Consider the following 22,426-nt stretch of genomic DNA (forward strand, 5'->3'; position numbering starts at 1 on the left):
TCCCCCAGTTCATCATTCATAACTCATAATTCATCATTGATTTTCCCCTAGCCCTGATAGTAATGGTTACCCCGCAGCACGCGCGGAGAGCCTTCGGCTTCGTTCAGGGTGAGAGCAAAGGCGTGAGGAGTATGAATGGATAGTAGGATTAAGCTCCTGAATATTGACTAAACTACTTTCTCATTACTCACAGATTATTAGATATATGAGCCCCTACTTAGTAAACTTTAAAATCAAAGATCAAAATTTTTATTTAAATTTCACTGGGTGTTGAAAAAATAGTATATTAGAAAAGCGTAATCCGAAAAGCTATAATAGAGTAGGAACTACCAAAACTAAATAACTATGAAAAATCTAGTAAAGATTTCAAGAGAGAGTTTAAAATCACTTAAAGGAAGCGGAGGCCCTGGTTGTCCAGACGATCCGGCATTTGGAATGTGCTATCCTCCGGGATGGCCTAATGGAATTTGTCTGAGCAAATATCAATGCTGTATGAGGCTGGGCGGCCCTATAGAATTTTGTAAGGAAGAATATGGAAATTAACATTCCTATCATTTAAAGGTATATATAAAAGCACGGCTATCTCAAACAGAAATAGCCGTGTTTATTTTTATAAATGTATTGATGATCAGACTTGAATTACCCCTAAATTGAATTTCTCAGTAATAGGAGCATGATTAGCCGCTTCAATTCCCATAGAAATCCATTTTCTTGTGTCTACAGGGTTGATGATGGCATCTGTCCATAATCTGGCTGCTGCATAAGTAGATTCCGTTTGTTTCTGGTATTTTTTTGAAATTGTATCCAGGATTTCGTTGTGTTCTTCTTCAGAAATTTCTTTTCCTTGTTTCTTTAACGTAGATTCCTGGATCTGAGCAAGTACTTTTGCCGCCTGCGCTCCTCCCATTACAGCCAGATCAGCCCAAGGCCATGCAACAATTAATCTAGGATCATAAGCTTTACCACACATAGCATAGTTTCCTGCTCCGTAAGAGTTCCCTGTAATGATGGTAAATTTAGGAACTACAGAATTGGAAACGGCATTTACCATTTTAGCTCCGTCTTTAATGATTCCTCCATGTTCAGATTTTGAGCCTACCATGAATCCGGTAACATCCTGTAAGAAGATTAAAGGTATTTTTCTTTGATTACAGTTGGCAATGAATCGGGTTGCTTTATCAGCAGAATCTGAGTAAATAACTCCACCAAACTGCATTTCTCCTTTACCGCTTTTTACCAATTTTCTCTGATTGGCTACAATACCTACAGACCAGCCATCCACTCTGGCTGTTGCGCAGATGATACTTTTACCGTAATCAGGTTTATATTCTTCGTATTCGGAATTGTCTACAATACATTTAATGATTTCGTAGGTATCATATTGCTCAGCTCTGGAAACCGGCATAATTCCGAAGATATTTTCAGGGTTTTCTTTTGGTGGAAAACTTTCAATTCTGTCAAAGCCGGCTTTTTCAGTACTTCCGATAGATTTCATTATGTTCTTGATTCTGTTCAAAGCATCTTTATCATCTTTAGCTTTATAATCTGTTACACCTGAAATAGAGCAGTGAGTAGTAGCGCCCCCCAATGTTTCATTATCAATACTTTCACCGATAGCTGCTTTTACAAGATAGCTTCCTGCAAGGAAAATAGAGCCTGTTTTATCTACAATCATGGCTTCGTCACTCATAATAGGCAGATAAGCTCCTCCAGCCACACAACTTCCCATAACAGCAGAAATCTGGATAATGCCCATGGAACTCATTTTAGCATTATTTCTGAAAATTCGTCCAAAATGCTCTTTATCCGGGAAAATCTCATCCTGCATAGGAAGATAAACACCTGCAGAGTCTACCAGATAGATGATTGGTAACTTGTTTTCCATGGCAATTTCCTGCGCTCTCAGGTTTTTCTTTCCTGTGATAGGAAACCATGCACCTGCTTTTACAGAAGCATCATTTGCAACGATGATACATTGTCTTCCGGAAACGTAGCCAATAACAACTACAACTCCTCCACTTGGACATCCTCCATGCTCTTTATACATTTCATAGCCTGCAAATGCTCCTACTTCTATGGAATCTGAATCTTTATCGAGAAGATAATCTATTCTTTCTCTTGCTGTCATTTTTCCTTCATCACGAAGCTTCTGAAGCCTCTTCTCACCACCTCCTTTTTTGATCTCAGTGAGTAAGCGATTTATTTCAGATAATTTTAATCTGTTCTGATCTTCTCGTTTATTGAATTCGATGTCCATAAAATTTTCAATTTTTTACGCTTAAAGATACTATTTTTATGAGGAATACAAACAGGAAGTAAAACAGGTGTTTAATAGTTTGGTTTCTAGTAAATTGTGAAATTTTTAACTAAAAAATATTTTTAAATAATTTATATTTTTTCTAACTTTACACTAGAGTAACAGAGGTGATATTCTCTGCAAAATACTCTAAGTTCCTAGTTTATTTTTTTAATAGTTTATTATTTGAAGGCCCTGAAAGTTTAACAAATTTTCAGGGTTTTTTTATTGCTGTTTGTGTGATAGCTAGTAATACTTTCTATATTCTACAATATTCAGGTCAATAAGATGATTCTTGGCTTTTTTATATTTTTTAGCAGGAATAAAACCTAATTTTTCCGGAATTTTTCTGCTGGCTATATTTTCTTCATCTACAGGATATAAAATATACTTAAAAGTGAAAGTCTTTTCCAGGAATTCTATGATAGCTGTTATGATTTCAGTTCCCAGTCCTTTTCCCTGAGAACTTTTTTTTAACCATAGGCCAAGCTCAACAGATTCTTCTGTTATATTATGAATACCACAACACCCAGTAAAACTACTATCGGAGTCCAAGGCAACCATTACCAGATCTGTGTTTTGTGCCAGAGTTCTTTTTGATTCATTAACAAAGGTGATTATATCCTGTCTGTTGCCTTGCGGGTCAAAAGGCATGTATCTGGTAACTTCAGTTGTAAAATGTTCTAAAATATCATCTATGTATAAGTCTTTAACAGGCTTTAAGGTTAGACGTTTTGTTTTGATTTCAATATTTGGGCTTAATATCATATTGTAATTTTGATTTTTTTATTAAATGAATAGAAAAGGTCTTGTATTAGGTGAAAAACTATTAAAAACTTTATTTATCATCTTTTTGTTAATGTAAATTTATATTTTTTTATAAGATTTATAAAAGCGTATTTGTAAATTTGCACGTTAAAAATTCTAAGGAGATAGGTTATGCATAAATTGGCGCTTTTCAGGTTGCACTTAATTGTATTTTTGTGGGGATTCACCGCAATTTTGGGAAAATTGATTCATGCCAATGCACAGATTCTTGTATTTTACAGGATGCTCTTTGCTTCCATTTTTCTTTTTGTATTCATCAGGGTTTTTAAAAAGGACAGTATAAAAGTTTCCAGAAAAATATTTTTTCAGCTGGCAGCAATAGGTTTTGCAATGGCGCTCCATTGGTATTGCTTTTTCTATTCTATTAAAGTTTCCAATGTTTCTATTGCATTAAGCTGTCTTTCCTTATCTACCCTTTTTGCCTCGATTCTGGAGCCTATTATTTTCAAAAGGAAGATTGATATATCAGAAGTGGTAATGGGAACAGTCATCGTTGCCTGTATATTGTTGATCTTTAAAACAGAGTTTCATTTTAAAGAAGGTATTATTTACGGAATCCTGTGTGCTGTATTCGGGACTATTTTTTCTGTTTTTAATGGTAAAATGTTTGGCAAAACGAGTTCAGGAAACATCATTTTTTATGAAATTTTCTGTGGTTGGTTTATTTTAATGATATTTTATTTGCTTTCGGGGCAAATTTTTCAGATGAATGAAATAAACTACCGGGATTTGGCGTTAATATGCTTGTTAGCTAGTGTTTTCACTGCTTTTCCTATGTTAGAATCAGTGAATTTAATGAAGTATATATCACCTTTCACTTTAATTTTAACAGTTAATTTAGAACCTGTCTACGGAATTATACTAGCTTTTTTTATCTTTGGGGAATCAGAACATATGAGCCCTATATTTTATATTGCTTCAGGAGTTATGATACTGGCAATCATAGTAAATGGATTAATTAAAGCCAGAAAAACTAAAAACTTAAACTAAGCATCAAATTTATATGATGAAAAAATATCTTTTACTTGCATTTTCACTGCTGTTTGGGCTTTCTCAATCTCAGATTATCAGGAAATATTCCAATGAATTTTTAAATATCGGAGCAGGAGCTAGAGGACTTGCGATGGGTGGGGCAGTAATCACTAATCAGGATGACGTCTACGCTCCAATGTGGAACCCAGCAGGTTTAATGTCTGTTGAAAGAGACTGGCAAGGTGCCGCGATGCACGCAGAATACTTTGAGTCTATCGCAAAATATGACTATCTGGCGTATGCAAAAGTACTTGAAGAAGGTGTTTTTGGGGTTTCAGTAGTAAGACTTGGTGTAGACAATATTTTGAATACAACCCAGATGATTGACTCTGAAGGGAACATTGATTATGATAAAATCACCAAATTCTCTCAATCCGATTACGCAGCCATTCTTTCTTATGCTTTCAGACCTGGAGGAAATCCAAAACTTGACGTTGGGGTAAATGCTAAAATTGTCTACAGAAATGTTGGTAAATTTGCAAATGGTTATGGTTTCGGTTTTGATGTGGGGGCTATTTATAAAGCGGATAACGGATGGAAATTTGGAGGTATGGTAAGAGATATCACAACTACCGTGAACTTTTGGAGTGTGAATCAGAAAGAGCTTTCAACGGTTGTTAACGGAGAAGAATTCAACCCGGCACCGAAAGACAAACTGGAACTTACAATGCCTAAGCTGAATGTAGGGGCCAGTAAATTATTTGAAATCAATAGTAGTGTTTATGTGCTGCCGGAAGCAGGTATTAACGTAGATTTTGCTAAAACCGCTTCATTAATTTCAACAGACTTTGCAAGTATAAGTCCTTATGCAGGAGCTGAATTGGGATATCAGAAAATGATTTTTGTGAGATTGGGGATCAACAGATTTCAATCAATTACAGATATAGAAGATCTTAAGAGAAAAGTTTCTTTCCAGCCGAGTGCGGGTCTTGGGATCAGGTACAGAGGGCTTACACTGGATTATGCAATTACGAATTCAGGGATAGGCGGATCTAATTTCTATTCCAATTTCTTCTCATTGAAACTGGATATGGGAGCATTCAGAAACGATTAAAATTATAGAAATGAAAAAGTTATCAACGTTGATGTTGGCGGTATGTTCAACAATTGTTTTTGCACAAAAAGTTTCAGACTACAAATATGTTTCAGTTCCTGAAAAATTTGAAACATTTAAGGAGGATTATGATTTAAAAAACTTTTTCACCAAAGCTTTAACAGGGAAAAAGTATGTAGTACTTCCTATTATTAAAGATAACTGGCCTGCTGATGCTAAAATGAACTATTGTAATGTGGTTACAGCAGATATTTTGAATGAAAAAAGTTTATTTAAAAATAAATTGATTATACAGTTTAAAGACTGTAATAATAACTTGATCCTGGAATCCAAAGGAAGCTCAAATATCAAAGAACTTGAAGAGGGGGCGCAGGATGCTTTGAAGCAGGCTGTAACAAAAATACCAATTTCCAATCCTGTAGCACTATTGCCCGCATCCACTAATGGTCAGAGTACATCTCCTGAACCTGTTGTAACTGTTGCCTCTACAGCAGCTCCGGAAGCGAATAGCTACACAAATGGGAAACTGGATGTTCAGAAAATACAGATTGATGCTAATCAGTTTATCTTAGCAAAGTCCGGCAGTTCCGTACCATTTGCCGTTTTCAAAACAACTTCTAAGAATTCAGTTTTTATTGTAAAACTGGCCGATGGAAATACTACCATAGGATATTTTGAAAATGGAAGCATTGTGATGGATATTCCACAGGCTGACGGAAGATATTCCAAAGAAGTTTTTACCGCAAAATAATTGAAAATAAATAGTAAACATAAAAGGCTCTTGAAAAAGAGCCTTTTATAATATATATGCTGATGTGTTTTTCATTTTTTGACTGGACTTTCTACAAGAAATGAATACTATACAGATATAAGAAGTAAGCCAACATCTGTAATGGTAAATGAAAATGTAGAAAGGTTTATAAAATGAGAAAAATTTGCATAACATTATCGTTATTAGTTGATAATACTAATTTATGAAAAAAATACAAATAATATTATTTTTTGATAAAATATTTATTTATTTGTGTTTTTTGTTAACAAATCGTCTTTACGATAAGGGAAGTGTTGATTTTTGTCACTTAGTGATGAAATAGTAAACGGATGTGAAATTTTATAAAAAATAATTATAAAACTACGTCAGATCATCAATTGGCATTAAAAAACTCCCAAATCACTTTAGCCTTACTTTTCCCTAAAATTTCTTCCAAAGTTTCCATATTGGCTTCTTTGATGCGTTTTACAGACTTTAGTTTAGACAGAAGCAGCTCAATAGTTTTTTCTCCAACACCGGGAATTTCTTCCAGTTCAGATTTTATAGTAGAATTTTTTCTTCTTGTTCTGTGATGCTTTACCCCAAATCGATGGGCCTCATCACGTACACGCTGTAAAATTTTTAAAGTTTCGGATTTTTTATCCAGATATAAAGGAATAGGATCTTCGGGGAAGAAAATCTCTTCCAGTCTTTTGGCGATACCTACAATGGTAATTTTTCCGTAAAGTCCCAATAATCTAAGGCTTTTTACTGCAGAAGACAGTTGCCCCTTCCCTCCGTCAATCAGAATCAGTTGGGGAAGATCTTCCCCTTCATCAACCATCCTTTTGTAACGTCGGTAGATCACTTCTTCCATAGTGGCAAAATCGTTAGGGCCTTCCACTGTTTTAGGATGGAAAATTCTGTAATCTGCTTTACTCGGTCTGCCATCTTTGAAAACAACACATGCTGAAACAGGATTAGTTCCCTGGATGTTTGAGTTATCAAAACCTTCAATATGTCTTGGTTCTACAGGCATTCTCAGAAGTTTCTGCATTTCGGCCATGATTCTGTTGGTATGCCTTTCAGGATCTACAATCTGAACCTGTTTCAGTTTTTCCAGACGATATTCTTTAGCATTTTTTTCAGAAAGCTCTACGATTCTTTTCTTGTCACCCACTTTAGGAACAATCAGTTTTACATTAGGAATCTCTACAGATAAGTGGAAAGGTAACAGGACTTCTTTGGAATCCGAAGAAAACTTCTGACGGATCTCAATCAATGCCTCCTCCATAATATCTTCATCTGTTTCTTCAAGAATTTTTTTAATTTCAGTAGTAAAACTCTGGATGATATTTCCATTTCTGATTTTAAAGAAATTGACATAAGCTGCCGTTTCATCACTGGTCATTCCGAAGACATCCACATCATCAATATTAGGATTGACTACCGTGTTTTTAGCCTGATAATCCTCCAGAATATCCAGTCTTTCCTTAATGATCTGAGCTTGCTCAAACTGAAGATTGGAAGCCAGTTTCATCATCTGATTCACCAGGTAATCCTTAGCTTTCCGGAAATCTCCTTTGATAATTCCACGGATTGCATCTATCTTTTCATCATATTCTTCCTTGCTTTCAAGATCTTCACACGGGCCTTCACAGTTTTTGATATGATACTCCAGGCATACTTTATATTTTCCTTCGGCAATCTTAGCCGGAGAAAGATTCAGGTTACAGGTTCTGAGCTTGTAAATATGCTTGATAGTGTCCAGTAAAATCTTTGCGGGACGCACTTTTGCATAAGGACCATAATATTCGGATCCATCTTTAATTACATTTCTGGTCAGAAAGATTCTTGGGAAATCTTCATTCTTGATGCAGATCCACGGATAGGTTTTATCATCCTTTAGCATGACATTATAGAACGGCTGATGTTCCTTAATCAGATTATTTTCTAATAAAAGTGCATCATATTCACTGTTTACAATTGTCGTTTCCAATCGCTGGATTTTACCGACCATTATTTTGATCCTGTATCCGGAAAGGTTTTTGTTGAAATAGGAGAGAACCCTTTTTTTGAGATTTTTAGCTTTCCCAACATACAAAAGCTGTTCGTTTTTATCATAATAACGATAAACGCCGGGTTCGGATGGTAAGGTTTTGAGCTGTAGTTCTAAAGAAGGATTCATATAACAAAATTAAGGAAACTTTCCCTATTTAAAAAAGAAAAACCTGCAGATGAGTCCGCAGGTTTTATTTTATTGTTGCAAATATTTTATCCGTTTGCCATTGCTGTGTATTCACTTACAAGAAAACTGAAGTAATCCCATTCCACAGAGTTTTTAGGATATTTTTTCATAAACTCGGAATTGTCACCAAATAGAAAATCGTAGTTCTCTTCAAAATCATCTTTATGAAGCCACATCACTTTGTCGCCTTTCTTTACATAATAAGATTTGATAACCCCGCCTCCAAGTTGTGGGGAGCCCATTACAGAAAAACCTGTTGTTTCTTTAGCTCTAGGATCGTGATATACTGAAATAATATCATCAAAACCAGGATTGATAACCTGCATTAGAAATTCCTTATCATCTTTTTTGTTCTTTAAGGAAACAGTCTGGTTTACAAAATAAATTCTGTCGTTATTCGTATTTTTAGTCAGCTTCTTAGTTCCAAAGTTTCTGATATTCCCCATGTATCTGGCCACTTTAGCAATTTTTTCAGCATTGCTTGGGTATACATACATTTCATTGATCTGATCAGCATTGAAAGTAGCATTCTTTTTTGTTATACTGTCTTTGATCGCTACTTCATAGATCTGTCCTTTTTTGGTTTCAATCTTATTGCAGAAACCTTTGTAAGTAGTTCCGTCTTTTAGGATGATTGTAGATGTTTTCTTAGGAGATGGCGTATTAAAACCTTCATTGAAAAGGTAAGTCTCCATTTTTTTGATGTCCTCTTTAGAATATTTTACTTTCTGGGCGAAAGTTGTTGTGCTTGCTACACATAAAGCAAGGAGTAGAGTTTTCAGTCTCATGTATTATTGTTTTTAATTTCGGGGCTAAAAATAGTAAAATAATTTCCTTGTTGATATAAAAATATAGAAGATTGAAATTTAGCTTTTCCAATTATTGTTAAATGCGTAATTTTAAGAAAATTTTTTAGAAATGATATACGGGGTAGATGTTTTTACTTTCCATGATGTTCTGGAAATCTGTAAAAAGCCAAATAAAGCCAAGCTTAATAAAGCCGCAAAAGAACAAATCTTAAAATCTCAGAAAAACGTACAGAAAATAGTAGAGTCTGACAGATGTGTGTATGGAATCAATACAGGGTTCGGACCTTTATGTGATACTAAAATATCGGCAGACGAAACAGCTCAGTTACAATATAATCTGATCATCTCTCACGCAGTAGGAGTAGGAAAGCCAATTGATAAAGAACTTTCCAAAATTATGATGATTGCTAAAGTTCATGCGCTTTCAAAAGGCTTTTCCGGAGTTTCTCTGGAAGTGATCGAAAGGATGATTTTGATGCTTGAAAAAGATATCATTCCGGTAGTTCCTGAACAGGGCTCTGTAGGAGCTTCAGGTGACCTTGCTCCTTTGGCCCATCTGGTTTTGCCTTTATTAGGTTTAGGACAGGTTTGGGAAGGAAATCAGATTTCTGATACCATGGAAGTTCTGAAGAAACATGACCTTGAAGCATTGGCTTTAGGCCCAAAAGAAGGATTAGGACTGATCAACGGAACACAGTTTATCCTTGCTCATGCGATCAAAGGACTTGAAAAATTCGAGTATTTATTAGATCTTGCAGATATGACGGCTGCAATGAGTATTGAAGCATACAGAGGTTCTGCGAGCCCATTCAAAAAAGAGCTGCATGAGATAAGACCTTTTGAAGGAAGTAAAAAAGTAGCGGCAAGAATGCTTAAATTCTTAAAAGGATCAGAAAATATGAAGGCTCACGAAGATTGTGAGAGAGTTCAGGATCCTTATTCCATGAGATGTGTACCACAGGTTCACGGAGCCAGCAGAAATGCTTTTGAGCATCTTAGAAGTATGGCGGAAACAGAACTGAATTCCGTAACGGACAACCCGATTGTATTAAGTGCTGAAGAATCTATTTCCGGGGGTAACTTCCACGGACAACTGATGGCTTTGCCTTTAGATTATGCTACATTGGCGGCTGCAGAATTGGGAAATATTTCTGACAGAAGAAGTTACTTATTATTAGAAGGAAAATACGGATTACCAAGATTATTGACGGAAAGCTCAGGTTTAAACTCAGGATTTATGATTCCTCAGTATACTTCAGCTGCTTTGGTTACAGAAAATAAAACATTATGTTTCCCGGCATCGGCAGATTCTATTCCTACAAGTTTAGGTCAGGAAGACCACGTTTCTATGGGAAGTATTTCCGGAAGAAAATTCAATCAGGTTCTTGGAAACCTTGTGAATATTCTATCTGTTGAGTTGATGTTTGCTGCTCAGGGATTGGAATTCAGAAGACCGTCAAAATGCGCTAAAGTAATTGAAGAGAACTTTACAATTCTTCGTTCTAAAGTTGCTAAACTTGAAGATGATAGACTGATTGGTAAAGATATGCTGGCGATAGCGGAATTAATTAACGAAAGAAAATTTGTTGTTAATTAATCTAAAATACAATAAAAGCTTCCGAAAGGGAGCTTTTTTGTTTTCACAAATCTTTAAATTCTTCAATCTTTTAATCAAACAAAATGCACATACTCAGAACAGATTCCACCAATACAGACTTTCAAAAATTAGTAAAATCTCTTGACGCTACTTTAGCAGAACATAATGGTGAGGAAGATGACTTTTTTGCTCAGTTTAATAAAATCGATACGATTAAAAACTGTATTGTAGTCTATATTGATACTATTCCGGCAGCTTGCGGAGCGTTCAAACCTTTTTCCGAAGATACAGTAGAAATAAAAAGGATGTTTACCAATCCGGAATTCAGAAAAAAAGGGCTGGGTTCAGCTATTGTAAAAGAACTCGAAAACTGGGCATCCGAATTGAATTTTAAAAAAGCAGTATTGGAGACTTCTCAAGACCTTAAAAGTGCAATCTCTGTGTATGAAAAAAGTGGTTTTTACAGAATACCCAACTATGGGCAATACGTTGGAATAGAGCAAAGTGTCTGCTACGAGAAAGTATTGTAATTTAATATTCATGTAATGGTAAATTCAAACTTTTTAAGTTTTTAATTCCCGTTAAAGTGTTATATTGTGGATCCAACCAAAATTATAACATATGAAAAAAACTGTATTCCTACTGGCAATATTTTTTGCCTTACACTCGTGTTCCAGAGAAGAACTTCAGAACGAAAACGTAAAAACAGAAATGGCTCAGAAAGATCCGTTGACGGCAAAGCAGATCAATGAACGGATCAATCAGTCCATCAAAACGGATGGTGCTTTCAATTGGAAAAATGAGTCAGATCACTTTGTGTGGAGTGCTATTTTCCGCGGAAACAGAATGGTATCTATCGGATTCGGCTCTTCTAAAGATGATTTCGACAGAAGTAAATCCCCAAACAACAGCGATATGGAAAAGGAGATACTTTCTGTCATCAAAAAATATGAAGGGAAAGATGAAAGAGGTTTTCTTCTTCTTTCAGACCAATATCTTAATCAGATGGATGTTGTGATTGAAAAAGAAGAAACAATCACCGCCCTTCGACAAATGAAAACAATTCGATATCTGGAGCCTGCAGACTATCATTATTTTGAATTCGAGGACCAATCTGCTGCAAAATCCTCTGGGAGCGGTTCATCAGGATGTGGTTTTTCATCATCAACATTAAGTACTGCAGATTACACCTCTACAGCACCAAGCGCAAAAATTCCATGGGCTTTCACTAAGCACAGCATTCCTGAAGCTTGGAGCTACAGTACAGGAGCAGGCGTTACCATCGGACTTATTGATACAGGGGTTTCTCCGGAACAGACTTTGTTGGGAGGAAGCTTTAACAATGGAGCTTCTTCAGGAAGAACAATCAGTAAACTCGGAGTTTATAATTCTGACGGATCCGGAGATCAGTGCGGGCACGGAACAAAAATGGCTTCCGTGATGACAGCTCCGAGAAATAATGCAGGATTGCCTGTAGGAGTTGCTTACAATGCAAATCTGATCGCTTACAGAGCTGCAGAAAATGTTGTGCTGGAAACTTCCAGTGAGCAGACTGCTGTAAAAACGGCTTTTACAGAATTGGGTAACAATACCAGTGTAAAAATCATTTCAATGTCAATGGGACATATTTTCTCTGTCGGGAAAATTGAGGATGGTGTTAAATATGCTTATTCTAAAGGAAAACTGATCTTCTGTGCAGGAGGTACTTCTACCAGCTTCACTAATTTTGTTGGAGTGATTTTCCCGGCTTCGATGTCAGAAACACAGGCGATAACAGGGGTGAAAGAAAATACTTCTAATCAGAAATGTGATGTTTGCCACTCCGGAAGTCAGATTGATTTTACCTTCCAGATGGAGAGACCTTCAGGAAATACGGTTCCGGTTTTGAGCTATTATAACGGACAGGCAGATTATGTAGGAGGTTCTTCAGTTGCTACAGCTGCTACGGCAGGAATTGCAGCCTTAGTTTGGGCTAAAAATCCATCATGGACAAGAGAGCAGGTTCTTAATAAAATGAGACAGTCTGCAACCTATTATCCAAATGTTAATTCAAACTACGGCTACGGAAACATCAATGTTTTAAAAGCAGTACAGTAAATTATACTACCATTATAAAAAGAAAAGGAAATATCTCATTTGAGGTATTTCCTTTTTATTTTTAATATCCGGTTATGATTATCCGATCCTTACACTCGTCATACTCAGTGAGCCTCCTATCAGTTCATCATTAAATAAAGTTAGCTCTTCAGACTGATCTTTTAATCCTAAAGTATACAATAAAGGAAGATAATGATCAGGTGTAGGAACTGCATATTGTAAGAAAGTTCCCTGTTTCTGATAATCGATAATATTCTGAAAATTTCCATCCAAAAGCCAGTTATTGGTTTTTTCTCTAGCTTCTATTGCCCAGTCCCAGCCGGCACCTACTGTATTAATATTTTTCCAGTCGATAAGCCTTAAGTTATGAACAATATTTCCGCTTCCTATGATCAGAATACCCTTTTCACGCAGCTTATTCAGTCTTTTGGAAAGATCATAATGATATTGCGGTGGTTTTGTATGGTCTATACTCAGCTGAATTACAGGAATATCTGCATCAGGATACATATGTTTTATTACAGACCATGCACCATGATCCAGCCCCCAGCTATGGTCTTCTTCCACATCAACCGGCAGAAGAAGTTCTGCTGCTTCTTTTGCTAATTCCGGACTTCCCGGAGCAGGATACTGTACATCAAAAAGCGCTTTTGGGAATCCATAAAAATCATGGATGGTTTTAGGCATATCCATAGCGGTTACAAAAGTTCCGTCGGTATACCAATGGGCAGAAATACAAAGAATTGCATTAGGTTTCGGAATCTCAGAAGCTGCTTTTCGGAAACCCTGTACAAATTGGTTTTCTTCAATGGCGTTCATAGGTGAACCATGTCCAAGAAATAAAACGGGCATTCTCTGTGTATTTTTAAAACTATTGCTTATGTTTTGAAGATCGTTGAGGTTCATAAATTAAATATTGAAGAGTCTAAAAAAATAAAAGGTTCAAGGCTTTTAGACAAATCCCTGAACCTTTTATATTATGTGTTATAAACTATGCTTGTTTTACAAACTGTAATTCACCAGCTATTTTTACATCATCACTTACCATTACACCTCCTGCTTCAAGAGCTGCATTCCAGTTTAATCCAAAATCTTTTCTGTTGATTTTTCCTTCAAAAGAGAAACCTGCTTTTGTATTTCCCCATGGGTCTACATTAATTCCTCCGAAGTCTACATCAAGAGTTACAGGTTTTGTAATTCCGTTGATTGTAAGATTTCCAACAATTGAATTATTTAATGCCTGAGATTCAAAAGTGATAGTAGGGTGTACTTCAGCATTGAAAAATTCTGCAGACTTTAAGTGATTGTCTCTGTCTGTATTGTTTGTGAATACAGAATCTGTTTGAATTGTAGCTGTAGTTTTTGCATTTGCAAAAAATTCATCATCAGAGTCAATTTCAGCAGTGAAAGTTCTGAAGCTTCCTTTTACGTTAGAGATCATCATGTGTTTTACTTTGAAAGTAATTTCACTATGCGTTGGGTCTAAGATCCATTTTGTTGCCATTGTATTTTGTATTTTTTGTTTGTTATTAATGATGCAAATTTAGGATAGGGAGCATATACAAGTCATTGATATAGGATAAGAAATGTATTTTTCTACTATCAATCGTCAATTTTGCTTCGCAAGTGAATGGTGAATTTATTCCAACATTAAATTGACAAGCAAGGCGGATTGACGATTCACTATTCACCTCTTAATCCCCTTTAAATTCTACTATTAAGTTAAGAAATAATTTCTTATTAGTGTATAAATTCCATTTTATGAATGTTTTAATTTAACATTTCTTAACGGTTGGTTTTTATTTCTTATTTTTGGTGGATTCAATTTTATACAATGAAATTACATAAATTTTCTTTATTGATGCTGGTTTTAGGCAGTTCAGCATTTGCCCAGACCCAGAAATTTACGATGGCTGAGGCTGTAAATGGGATGAGAACAAACCTTGCGGTGAAAAATATTTCCCAATTTTCATGGGCTGCAGACGGAAAGTCATACATTCAGGCTGTGAAAGGCGGTTATCTGATTACAGATTTAAAAACCAATAAACAGGATACCCTAATCTCGTTAAGTCAACTGAATAGAAACTTATCCGGTGAGAAGTTGAAAACTGTTCCGGCAATCAAATTTACAGGAAACTCCAACGGATACTTTACCACTGGCGGGAAAATGTCTTGGATTGAAAAATCCGGAAATGACTGGAAAGTAAAAAATACAGCTTCTGTAGATCAGGATGCCGCGAATGTGAAAATGTTTGGGGATGGCCAGACTTTTGCCTTCACAGCAAAGAACAATTTATTTGTAAACAGGAACGGAAAGACCATTGCGGTAACCAATGAGTCTAATGAAAATATCATCAGCGGACAGGCTGTTCACAGAAATGAATTCGGAATTGATACCGGAATTTTCCCTGCTCCAAACTCTGAGAGCGTGGCGTTCTATAAAATGGATCAGAGCATGGTGGCAGATTACCCAATCATTGACTGGTCTGTAACGCCTGCTGTTAATCATAATATCAAATACCCGATGGCTGGTCAGACTTCTCATCAGGTGACATTAGGGGTTTTCAATATTAAAACTCAATCTACGACTTTCTTAAAAGTTGAAGGAGAAAAAGATCAATATTTAACAGCTGTTACCTGGAGTCCGGATTCTAAGTACATTTTTGTAGGAGTTCTGAACAGAGGCCAGAATCATATGAAAATGAATCAATATGATGCGACTACAGGAGAGTTGGTAAAAACATTATTTGAAGAAACAGACAGTAAATATGTAGAACCGCAGCATCCGCTTACTTTCTTTCCGAACTCCAATACAGATTTTATCTGGCAGAGTCAGAGAACGGGATACAATCATCTGTTCCATTACAGTCTGGAAAAAGGACTGGTTGCACAAATCACAAAAGGTGACTGGCTGGTAACAGATATTTTAGGATTCAATGAAAAGAAAAAGGAAATCTATTTCACTTCTACGAAAGAGACTCCTTTAGAAAGACATTTATACAGAATCAACTGGACGAACTTCAAAATGCAGAGGCTGGACAGTGCGGAAGGGATGCATGCAGGAACTTTGAGCAGTGACGGAAACTACCTTTATGACGCTTACAGCAATGCCAGTTCACCGAGAGTTGCTAATATTATTAATACGGCCAATTTAAAATCTACTAATATCCTTACTTCTGAAAATCCATTAAAGAATTATCAGAGACCAGAAATTAAAAATGTAGAATTAAAGGCAGATGACGGAACTATTTTGTATGGAAAAATCATCCTTCCAACAAATTTTGATCCGAATAAAAAATATCCTACCATTGTTTATTTGTATAACGGACCGCACTTACAGCTGATCACAAACAGTTTCCCTGCTTCCGGAAACCTTTGGTATGAATATATGGCTCAGAACGGGTATATCATCTTCACAATGGACGGAAGAGGTTCTTCTAACCGTGGAATGAAATTTGAGCAGGCAGTATTCAGAAATCTGGGAACTACAGAAATGAATGATCAGATGAAAGGGGTAGAATACTTAAAGTCTCTTCCTTATGTAGATGGTGACAAAATGGGAATCCATGGATGGAGCTTCGGAGGATTTATGACGACAAGTTTTATGCTTCGTAAGCCGGATGTATTCAAAGTAGGAGTAGCAGGAGGACCGGTAATCGACTGGAGTATGTATGAAATCATGTATGGAGAAAGATATATGGATACCCCACAGGAAAATCCACAGGGATATGCCGCTGCTAATCTTTTGGATAAAGTTCAGAACCTGAAAGGGAAATTACTGATGATTCACGGGGCGCAGGATGATGTAGTAGTATGGCAGCATTCTATCAAATTCATCAAGTCTGCGGTTGATAACGGAGTTCAGCTAGACTACTTTACGTATCCGGGACATCCGCATAATGTGATAGGTAAAGACAGAGTTCACCTGATGCAGAAGATTACAGATTATTTTGATTTATATCTGAAGAAATAATAATACAAGTCCAGTCTAATTTTAGGCTGGATTTTTTTTGATAAATAGGGTAGTTGGAAAACGCAAAGGCGCAAAGAATTTTATTATCATGCTGTTTTAAGGCACAAGAAAATCAAAGATTTTCAGCAAGGATTTTTTATAGTATTAGGATTATGAAATTTTATTGCAAATAAAATCCTGGCGCCTTAAAGCATCTGTTTTTCAAAAATCGCGCCTTTGCGTTTTCCAACAAAAGGTATCTATTTGTTTAAGCCTCCGATCTTACCAAACATCAATGTTTTTGATTTTTCATAGCTGTAATTTTGTATTACTAAAATCAATAATATGGAATTAGGAATAGGAATGTTCGGGGATTTGGCTTTTGACCAATCCACCGGAAAATATAGAGATGCGGGAATTAAGATTCGTGAAATACTGGATCAGGTAAAATTGATGGATGAGGTGGGAATTGATGTGTTTGCTATGGGAGAACATCATCGTGCAGATTATGCCGTTTCCTCTCCGGAAATGGTATTGGCAGCGGCAGCAAGTGTTACAAAAAATATAAAACTGGCCAGCGGGGTTACGGTTTTAAGTTCTTCGGAGCCGGTAAAAGTATATGAAGACTTTTCAACATTGGATCTTATTTCAGATGGCAGAGCAGAGATATTTGTGGGACGTGGAAGTTTCATTGAATCATTTCCTTTATATGGATATTCTTTGGATGATTATGAACAGCTATTTGACGAAAAGTTAGAATTATTACTGAAAATCAATTCCGAGGAAAATGTAAGCTGGTCAGGAAAACTTCGTGCCCCAATGCATAATCAAACCGTGTATCCAAGAGCAAAAAATGAGGGAAAACTTTCAATCTGGAGAGCAGTTGGAGGAACTCCTCAATCTGTTTTAAGCGCGGCACAATTGGGAATGCCTTTAGTGGTAGCTATCATTGGAGGAATGCCAATTCAGTTTAGAAATCTGATCGAATTCTATAAGCAGGAATACCAAAAAGCAGGGCATGATGTTGCTAAGATGCAGATTGCTGTTCATTCCCATACTTTTGTGAGTGATGATCAAAAAGTAGCGGATGGGTATTTTCACAATTATAAATCCCAGATGGATAGGATTGGGGCTTCAAGAGGCTGGGCTCCTTATACAAAGGCGCAGTATGATGGTGGAAGAAGTAAAGATGGTGCCTTATTTATCGGAAGTCCGGCAGAAGTAGCAGACAAAATTGCTTATATGAAGGAAATTTTCGGAATTACCAGATTTATCGGACACATGGATGTGGGAGATCCTGCCCATGAAGTGATGATGAAGTCTATTGAATTGTTTGGAAATGAAGTGAAGCCAGTCATTAAAGACTTATAAAATAAAAGAGACTGTCTCAGAAGTGTCATTCTGACGAAGGAAGAATTTCATAGATAACCAAGTATATGAGATTCTTCACTACATTTCATTTCGTTCAGAATGACAAAAGCCAAATTATTTGACTTTTGAGATAGCCTCTTTCTATAGAAATCACAAAAATTATATTTTCTGATAATATGCTATTGCAATCTGTGGATGAAATGGAAGCATGAATGTTTCCCATCCATTATCCTGATTCACTTCCTGGCTGAGAAGATATTTGTTGTCTATGATATCAATTAGCAAAAGCTCAGATGAAAAAAAGGTAAGCCCTATTTTATGTTTTGAAGAATCTTCCAGATGAGAAGAAATCAGATCCAGCTTAAAATTGGCAAAAGGAAAAAACGTACTTCCTAATACATCAGGTAAGCTTCTGATCACTCCACCCAATTGTGAAACATAGTTGCTGGCGGCACCACTTAATAAAAAAGGAATTTGTTTGGCGCCCGGATTTTTCTGAAGCAGCTCCCAATAGTTCTTCACGGGATTTTCTTTGTCATCAAAAACCTGATGTTGAATTTTATATTCAAAATAGGTATCATCAAAAACATACCGATCCCAAATCATTTCAGAACTGTGATCAATAACAATACGAAAAGCAAGTTTTATTTTTTTCATTGGTTATCGTTTGATGTATAAAAGGTATTTTTAGTTTTAAACTTCCATAAAAAGGATCAAAGCATTTTCACTTAATGCTTCAAATTCCAATTCTTCCAGTTCCCAGAGAAGAATTGCATCCCGATTTTCCATCAGTCTGTTTTGAAACTCAAATGCTCCATTAATAACCATTCCGAAAATAGATTTATCTGATTCCTTCAATGCATAATATCCTTCAGCCCGGCTATTGTATAGACCAATGAAATTGGGGTGTCGTATTGTTTTTGAAATTTGAAAAGTATTGTTTTTAAGAGTGAAATCTAACTCGTTTTTGGAAAACTTCTGAGGGCATTCTTCTTTTTTAAATTCAAAAACTAAAAGGTCTGACCTGTCATGATGCACCAGATTTTTGATGACAATATCTTTTCCTGATTGAGTATTCACAGTAAGTGACATTCCTGCTGAAATCGGTTCATAAAAATCAGTAATAATAATCTCTCCATACAAAGGAAGGATAAGAAGTGTTCTTTCTCCATCAAAATTGAATCTCACTTCTCCTTCAATATCCAGTAGGATTTCCTTTAGACTAACCAAAGTATGGGTTTTCTCTTCATCTTTCAGAATTTCTGTAATTACACTTTTTTCATTTTCCTGCCAGATTCTGAAATCATTTTTGAAAATTTTTGAAGGGGTCTGAACTAACATATCTGTATGATTTAATATCTCCACTTTGCACAGACTGATCATTGCTTTTGAGGATAGGTAACACTAGAATAATTCACATCTTTACCAGACCTGTGCTTTGTGGAAATGGCTAATAACTAATATTAAAGAACTTCTCAGCGTTTATGCCGAAACTTTTATAGTATGAGTAAGCGCAAAACCTCCGCTTATATTTCCGGTAATACTAGACATTTCATTAGACGTTCCGTCACTGAATACGTTATCATTGGCATTGTATGTATATCCGTTCATTCCTTTGTAACCAGTGCTTGCCGCTACTTGTACTACCGCACTGTTACTTCCCTCAGGAAATGCAATCTGGGTGACCAATAAAGATTGTCCTGCAGAATTATAAACATGAACGTGAATATGAGTAGCTCTTCCGTTATACCAGCCCGGGAAAATAGAAGTAAAGTTTACCTGGCCATTGGCATCTGTAGTCTGTCTTCCTCTTAAAAAATGAACGGAAGTATAGTTGGCAGACTGCATTCCTGTTCCTCCATATTCGGAATAATTTCCGTCTTTATCACAATGCCAGATGTCTACAAAGGCACCCTGAAGAATGGCACAGCCAGTATTTACATTCTGAATGGTTATAGTAATGGTAAAAGGAATTCCTGTTCTGTCACTTACAATATTATTTTGAACCAAGCTTGATGGAGATTTTGTAGGAAACGGACCTTCTGTCTCTGTGTTTGTAACAGAACATCCTGTAGAACCAGATCCTGTAGAGGTATCGGAAGAGGAGTCTACTATATCATCGTCATTTCCGCAGTGGATTAAAAGGGGAGCGGCAACGGCTGTTACCCCTGCCAGGCCCAGACTTTTCAGAAAGCCTTTTCTGTTCATTGTTTTCATAATACAGGGTTTTAAGATTATTATACGTAAAGACGATCAGTCTAAATTATTCATCTTCATGAGTTTCTTATCCCAAAAGTATTTTCAAAAAACAATGCAGGAAAATTTATGAGGTAAACGAAGAAAATGTGTCGGTAAATGAGTGTTTTTTAAGAATCGTTAAGAATATTATCAACAACTGTGAGGATTAGATCTCACAATTCATTTAATGAGAAATTGTAATAATGGGAAAAATATTCTAGCCCCGATTGCAGTAGAAATCCTTTTTGAAAAAAAGATTGTAACGGAAAGCGGGTAACAGCTCCTAATCAGAATAAAGAAAGACGTCATTTATTTACAATTTTCATGACAATATCTTTATAGGTTTCTCCAATAGGGATAATGAATGCTCCGATATGGATGCTGCGATTGACGATTGTTTTAATGTTTTGTACGGGAACAATATAAGAACGATGAACTCTCACAAAATCTTTTTCAGACAGCTTTTCTAAAATGTTTTTCATGGAAGAGCGTGCAGTAATGGTAGAATGATCAATCAAATGAATCTGGATATAATCATCTAGTCCTTCAATCAAAAGAATATCATTAAAGTTGATCTTATGAAGTTTGTAATCCGCACGTATGGAAAGGTATTTTATCTCATCGGTATCAGGATTTGTTTTTACTTTTTCAACAGCTGCTCTGAATCTTTCAAAAGAAAATGGTTTTAACAGGTAATCTACAGCATTAATACTGAAAGCATCTACGGCGTATTCTGAATAAGCTGTGGTAAAAATAACTTTGGTGTTCTGGGAGATATTTTTATAAAAATCCATACCATTTTTGGGAGGCATTTCTATATCCAGAAAGATGAGGTCAACAGGGAATTTGTTGAGATACTTTTGCGCATCACTTTGAGTATTGAAGATCTTTTCCAGAGACAGATTTTCAATTTTGCCGGCATAATTTTCAATGATTTTCAAGGCGAGAATTTCATCGTCAAGGGCGATGGCTTTTATCATAGTTTACAGTAAATTAATCTTTAAATCAACTTCATAAGTCCTTCCGTTATTCATAGTATGTAACGAATATTTTCCCGGATAAACCTGTTGTAAATGCTCAAGAGTATTTTTCAATCCAACTTTTAAACTTTCTTCATCCGTAATATTGCGGGTCACAATATTATTAAAAACATTAAAATGTATAGATTCTTCCCGGATAATTATTTTGACGGATATTTTTGAATTTTCCTCTGCATTAAAACCATATTTGAAAGCATTCTCAATAAAATTAACCAAAATAAACGGAGCTATCTGCAGTTTTTTTGTTTCTCCTGTTTCAGTATAGGAAAAATCCAGGCTGCTGTCTGTTCTGAGCAGTTGAAGAGCTATATAATCTTTTACATATTCAATTTCTTTGCTAAGTTTTACCAGATCTTTACTGCTCTCCTGTACCACATAGCGCATGACATTGGAGAGTTTCAGGATTCCGTTGGGAGTATCCTCTGATTTGAGTAATGCCAGTGAGTATATAGAATTTAAAATATTGAATAAAAAATGAGGCTGCAGCTGGTATTTTAAGCTTAATAATTCTGCCTTGGCTTTGGAACGTTCCAGTTCTTTTTTCTCAATATTTTTAAAAATAAATAGAGAGGATAAAAACGAAAACAGGAATGGCAGAAGTGATGAGAAGATCATCTGGCCATAAAATGTATTATTTTTATGCTGGAAATCTTCCTGAGGAAACCTTTCTCCCAGTGGCTGAGGTGGCATGTCTCCGTTGGGATTTGCAGGTGTCTGCATCTGCATAGGAAAATGTCGGACAGGAATTCTGTTTTCAGCGGTAAGATAATTCGGAACAAAAACCATAATTCCAAAACATATCAAAAGACAGAGTGTAAATAGAAAATATTTCTTCCGACTATAAAGCTTAGGTAGAAACAGGTTGAGGTTGACGTAGAAAAAAATTACCACCAGCACAAAACGAATAAACTCTCTCTGGAATGGGGATACCTTAAACACAGATAACGTTCCGTCAAAATCTGGGGAAGAAACGATCGGAATTGTCAAAAGTAACAGGATTAGGATAATATGTTGGGCAATTTTTTTCATGCAGTATAATGAATTAAAATGCAGTTCTTTTCTGAATTCAAATGTAATAAAATGACATATATAAAATACACCTGAGACCAAAAT

General features: G+C 35.9%; 20 protein-coding genes. 9 read left to right on the forward strand and 11 right to left on the reverse strand.

The features are described 5' to 3' along the window. Window positions 1–345: 345 nt before the first annotated feature. Window positions 346–543: a hypothetical protein gene (locus FW780_RS17985; RefSeq protein ID WP_149835059.1), complete on the forward strand. Its 198-nt coding sequence runs from the start codon at window positions 346–348 to the stop codon at window positions 541–543. 85 nt (window positions 544–628) lie between these two features. On the opposite strand, the gene FW780_RS17990 is transcribed toward FW780_RS17985, so the two are convergent. After that, entirely contained in the window at window positions 629–2,257 is a 1,629-nt protein-coding gene (locus FW780_RS17990; RefSeq protein WP_149835060.1) for an acyl-CoA carboxylase subunit beta, read from the reverse strand. Window positions 2,258–2,542: 285 nt separating this feature from the next. After that, the gene (locus tag FW780_RS17995; protein WP_149835061.1) at window positions 2,543–3,064 is read right to left on the reverse strand and encodes a GNAT family N-acetyltransferase; all 522 of its coding nucleotides are present in this window, start codon (window positions 3,062–3,064) and stop codon (window positions 2,543–2,545) included. A gap of 171 nt (window positions 3,065–3,235) precedes the next feature. On the opposite strand from FW780_RS17995, the gene FW780_RS18000 reads away from it, so the two are divergent. Genes FW780_RS18000 through FW780_RS18010 form a run of 3 tightly spaced genes read left to right on the forward strand, consistent with a single transcriptional unit; the run spans window position 3,236 to window position 5,961 of the window. Further along, window positions 3,236–4,114: a DMT family transporter gene (locus tag FW780_RS18000; protein ID WP_149835062.1), complete on the forward strand. Its 879-nt coding sequence runs from the start codon at window positions 3,236–3,238 to the stop codon at window positions 4,112–4,114. A 16-nt stretch (window positions 4,115–4,130) separates the two neighbouring features. Next, the gene (locus FW780_RS18005; RefSeq protein WP_449386657.1) at window positions 4,131–5,210 is read left to right on the forward strand and encodes a putative type IX sorting system protein PorV2; all 1,080 of its coding nucleotides are present in this window, start codon (window positions 4,131–4,133) and stop codon (window positions 5,208–5,210) included. Window positions 5,211–5,220: 10 nt separating this feature from the next. Then, window positions 5,221–5,961: a hypothetical protein gene (locus tag FW780_RS18010; protein WP_149835064.1), complete on the forward strand. Its 741-nt coding sequence runs from the start codon at window positions 5,221–5,223 to the stop codon at window positions 5,959–5,961. Between the two features lie 394 nt (window positions 5,962–6,355). Here FW780_RS18010 and uvrC read toward each other — a convergent pair whose 3' ends face one another. Both uvrC and FW780_RS18020 read right to left on the reverse strand, forming a co-directional pair. Continuing rightward, entirely contained in the window at window positions 6,356–8,149 is a 1,794-nt protein-coding gene (uvrC, locus tag FW780_RS18015; protein ID WP_149835065.1) for an excinuclease ABC subunit UvrC, read from the reverse strand. 86 nt (window positions 8,150–8,235) lie between these two features. Next, window positions 8,236–8,997, reverse strand: coding sequence for a hypothetical protein (locus tag FW780_RS18020; protein WP_149835066.1), 762 nt, complete (start codon window positions 8,995–8,997; stop codon window positions 8,236–8,238). Between the two features lie 130 nt (window positions 8,998–9,127). On the opposite strand from FW780_RS18020, the gene hutH reads away from it, so the two are divergent. The 3 genes from hutH to FW780_RS18035 all read left to right on the forward strand — a co-directional run bounded on the left by hutH (window position 9,128) and on the right by FW780_RS18035 (window position 12,712). After that, the gene (gene hutH, locus FW780_RS18025) at window positions 9,128–10,615 is read left to right on the forward strand and encodes a histidine ammonia-lyase (protein ID WP_149835067.1); all 1,488 of its coding nucleotides are present in this window, start codon (window positions 9,128–9,130) and stop codon (window positions 10,613–10,615) included. An 83-nt stretch (window positions 10,616–10,698) separates the two neighbouring features. Then, window positions 10,699–11,145, forward strand: coding sequence for a GNAT family N-acetyltransferase (locus FW780_RS18030; protein ID WP_149835068.1), 447 nt, complete (start codon window positions 10,699–10,701; stop codon window positions 11,143–11,145). A 91-nt stretch (window positions 11,146–11,236) separates the two neighbouring features. Next, on the forward strand, window positions 11,237–12,712 hold the full coding sequence (locus FW780_RS18035; RefSeq protein WP_149835069.1) for a S8 family peptidase: 1,476 nt from the start codon (window positions 11,237–11,239) through the stop codon (window positions 12,710–12,712). Between the two features lie 78 nt (window positions 12,713–12,790). On the opposite strand, the gene ygiD is transcribed toward FW780_RS18035, so the two are convergent. Both ygiD and FW780_RS18045 read right to left on the reverse strand, forming a co-directional pair. Continuing rightward, on the reverse strand, window positions 12,791–13,618 hold the full coding sequence (ygiD, locus tag FW780_RS18040) for a 4,5-DOPA-extradiol-dioxygenase (RefSeq protein ID WP_149835070.1): 828 nt from the start codon (window positions 13,616–13,618) through the stop codon (window positions 12,791–12,793). Between the two features lie 85 nt (window positions 13,619–13,703). Further along, complete coding sequence (locus FW780_RS18045) at window positions 13,704–14,216, reverse strand: YceI family protein (protein WP_149835071.1); 513 nt, start codon at window positions 14,214–14,216, stop codon at window positions 13,704–13,706. A gap of 330 nt (window positions 14,217–14,546) precedes the next feature. On the opposite strand from FW780_RS18045, the gene FW780_RS18050 reads away from it, so the two are divergent. Next, the gene (locus tag FW780_RS18050; RefSeq protein ID WP_149835072.1) at window positions 14,547–16,685 is read left to right on the forward strand and encodes a S9 family peptidase; all 2,139 of its coding nucleotides are present in this window, start codon (window positions 14,547–14,549) and stop codon (window positions 16,683–16,685) included. 324 nt (window positions 16,686–17,009) lie between these two features. Then, complete coding sequence (locus tag FW780_RS18055; protein ID WP_149835073.1) at window positions 17,010–18,035, forward strand: LLM class flavin-dependent oxidoreductase; 1,026 nt, start codon at window positions 17,010–17,012, stop codon at window positions 18,033–18,035. Window positions 18,036–18,194: 159 nt separating this feature from the next. Here FW780_RS18055 and FW780_RS18060 read toward each other — a convergent pair whose 3' ends face one another. The 5 genes from FW780_RS18060 to FW780_RS18080 form a co-directional block, all read right to left on the reverse strand. Then, entirely contained in the window at window positions 18,195–18,692 is a 498-nt protein-coding gene (locus FW780_RS18060; protein WP_149835074.1) for a hypothetical protein, read from the reverse strand. 36 nt (window positions 18,693–18,728) lie between these two features. Beyond that, window positions 18,729–19,376, reverse strand: coding sequence for a pirin family protein (locus FW780_RS18065; RefSeq protein ID WP_149835075.1), 648 nt, complete (start codon window positions 19,374–19,376; stop codon window positions 18,729–18,731). Between the two features lie 141 nt (window positions 19,377–19,517). Further along, entirely contained in the window at window positions 19,518–20,252 is a 735-nt protein-coding gene (locus tag FW780_RS18070; protein WP_241676941.1) for a dioxygenase family protein, read from the reverse strand. Window positions 20,253–20,578: 326 nt separating this feature from the next. Next, window positions 20,579–21,253, reverse strand: coding sequence for a LytR/AlgR family response regulator transcription factor (locus tag FW780_RS18075; protein ID WP_149835076.1), 675 nt, complete (start codon window positions 21,251–21,253; stop codon window positions 20,579–20,581). Window positions 21,254–21,256: 3 nt separating this feature from the next. Next, window positions 21,257–22,342: a sensor histidine kinase gene (locus FW780_RS18080; RefSeq protein ID WP_149835077.1), complete on the reverse strand. Its 1,086-nt coding sequence runs from the start codon at window positions 22,340–22,342 to the stop codon at window positions 21,257–21,259. Window positions 22,343–22,426 lie beyond the last annotated feature (84 nt).

The sequence above is a fragment of the Chryseobacterium sediminis genome (genome assembly GCF_008386505.1).
Taxonomy (GTDB): domain Bacteria; phylum Bacteroidota; class Bacteroidia; order Flavobacteriales; family Weeksellaceae; genus Chryseobacterium; species Chryseobacterium sediminis.

Coding starts and splice junctions, on each gene's coding strand:
- FW780_RS17985 (WP_149835059.1), top strand. CDS start 346: ATGAAAAATCTAGTAAAGATTTCAAGAGAGAGTTTAAAATCACTTAAA.
- FW780_RS17990 (WP_149835060.1), bottom strand. CDS start 2,257: ATGGACATCGAATTCAATAAACGAGAAGATCAGAACAGATTAAAATTA.
- FW780_RS17995 (WP_149835061.1), bottom strand. CDS start 3,064: ATGATATTAAGCCCAAATATTGAAATCAAAACAAAACGTCTAACCTTA.
- FW780_RS18000 (WP_149835062.1), top strand. CDS start 3,236: ATGCATAAATTGGCGCTTTTCAGGTTGCACTTAATTGTATTTTTGTGG.
- FW780_RS18005 (WP_449386657.1), top strand. CDS start 4,131: ATGAAAAAATATCTTTTACTTGCATTTTCACTGCTGTTTGGGCTTTCT.
- FW780_RS18010 (WP_149835064.1), top strand. CDS start 5,221: ATGAAAAAGTTATCAACGTTGATGTTGGCGGTATGTTCAACAATTGTT.
- uvrC (WP_149835065.1), bottom strand. CDS start 8,149: ATGAATCCTTCTTTAGAACTACAGCTCAAAACCTTACCATCCGAACCC.
- FW780_RS18020 (WP_149835066.1), bottom strand. CDS start 8,997: ATGAGACTGAAAACTCTACTCCTTGCTTTATGTGTAGCAAGCACAACA.
- hutH (WP_149835067.1), top strand. CDS start 9,128: ATGATATACGGGGTAGATGTTTTTACTTTCCATGATGTTCTGGAAATC.
- FW780_RS18030 (WP_149835068.1), top strand. CDS start 10,699: ATGCACATACTCAGAACAGATTCCACCAATACAGACTTTCAAAAATTA.
- FW780_RS18035 (WP_149835069.1), top strand. CDS start 11,237: ATGAAAAAAACTGTATTCCTACTGGCAATATTTTTTGCCTTACACTCG.
- ygiD (WP_149835070.1), bottom strand. CDS start 13,618: ATGAACCTCAACGATCTTCAAAACATAAGCAATAGTTTTAAAAATACA.
- FW780_RS18045 (WP_149835071.1), bottom strand. CDS start 14,216: ATGGCAACAAAATGGATCTTAGACCCAACGCATAGTGAAATTACTTTC.
- FW780_RS18050 (WP_149835072.1), top strand. CDS start 14,547: ATGAAATTACATAAATTTTCTTTATTGATGCTGGTTTTAGGCAGTTCA.
- FW780_RS18055 (WP_149835073.1), top strand. CDS start 17,010: ATGGAATTAGGAATAGGAATGTTCGGGGATTTGGCTTTTGACCAATCC.
- FW780_RS18060 (WP_149835074.1), bottom strand. CDS start 18,692: ATGAAAAAAATAAAACTTGCTTTTCGTATTGTTATTGATCACAGTTCT.
- FW780_RS18065 (WP_149835075.1), bottom strand. CDS start 19,376: ATGTTAGTTCAGACCCCTTCAAAAATTTTCAAAAATGATTTCAGAATC.
- FW780_RS18070 (WP_241676941.1), bottom strand. CDS start 20,252: ATGAAAACAATGAACAGAAAAGGCTTTCTGAAAAGTCTGGGCCTGGCA.
- FW780_RS18075 (WP_149835076.1), bottom strand. CDS start 21,253: ATGATAAAAGCCATCGCCCTTGACGATGAAATTCTCGCCTTGAAAATC.
- FW780_RS18080 (WP_149835077.1), bottom strand. CDS start 22,342: ATGAAAAAAATTGCCCAACATATTATCCTAATCCTGTTACTTTTGACA.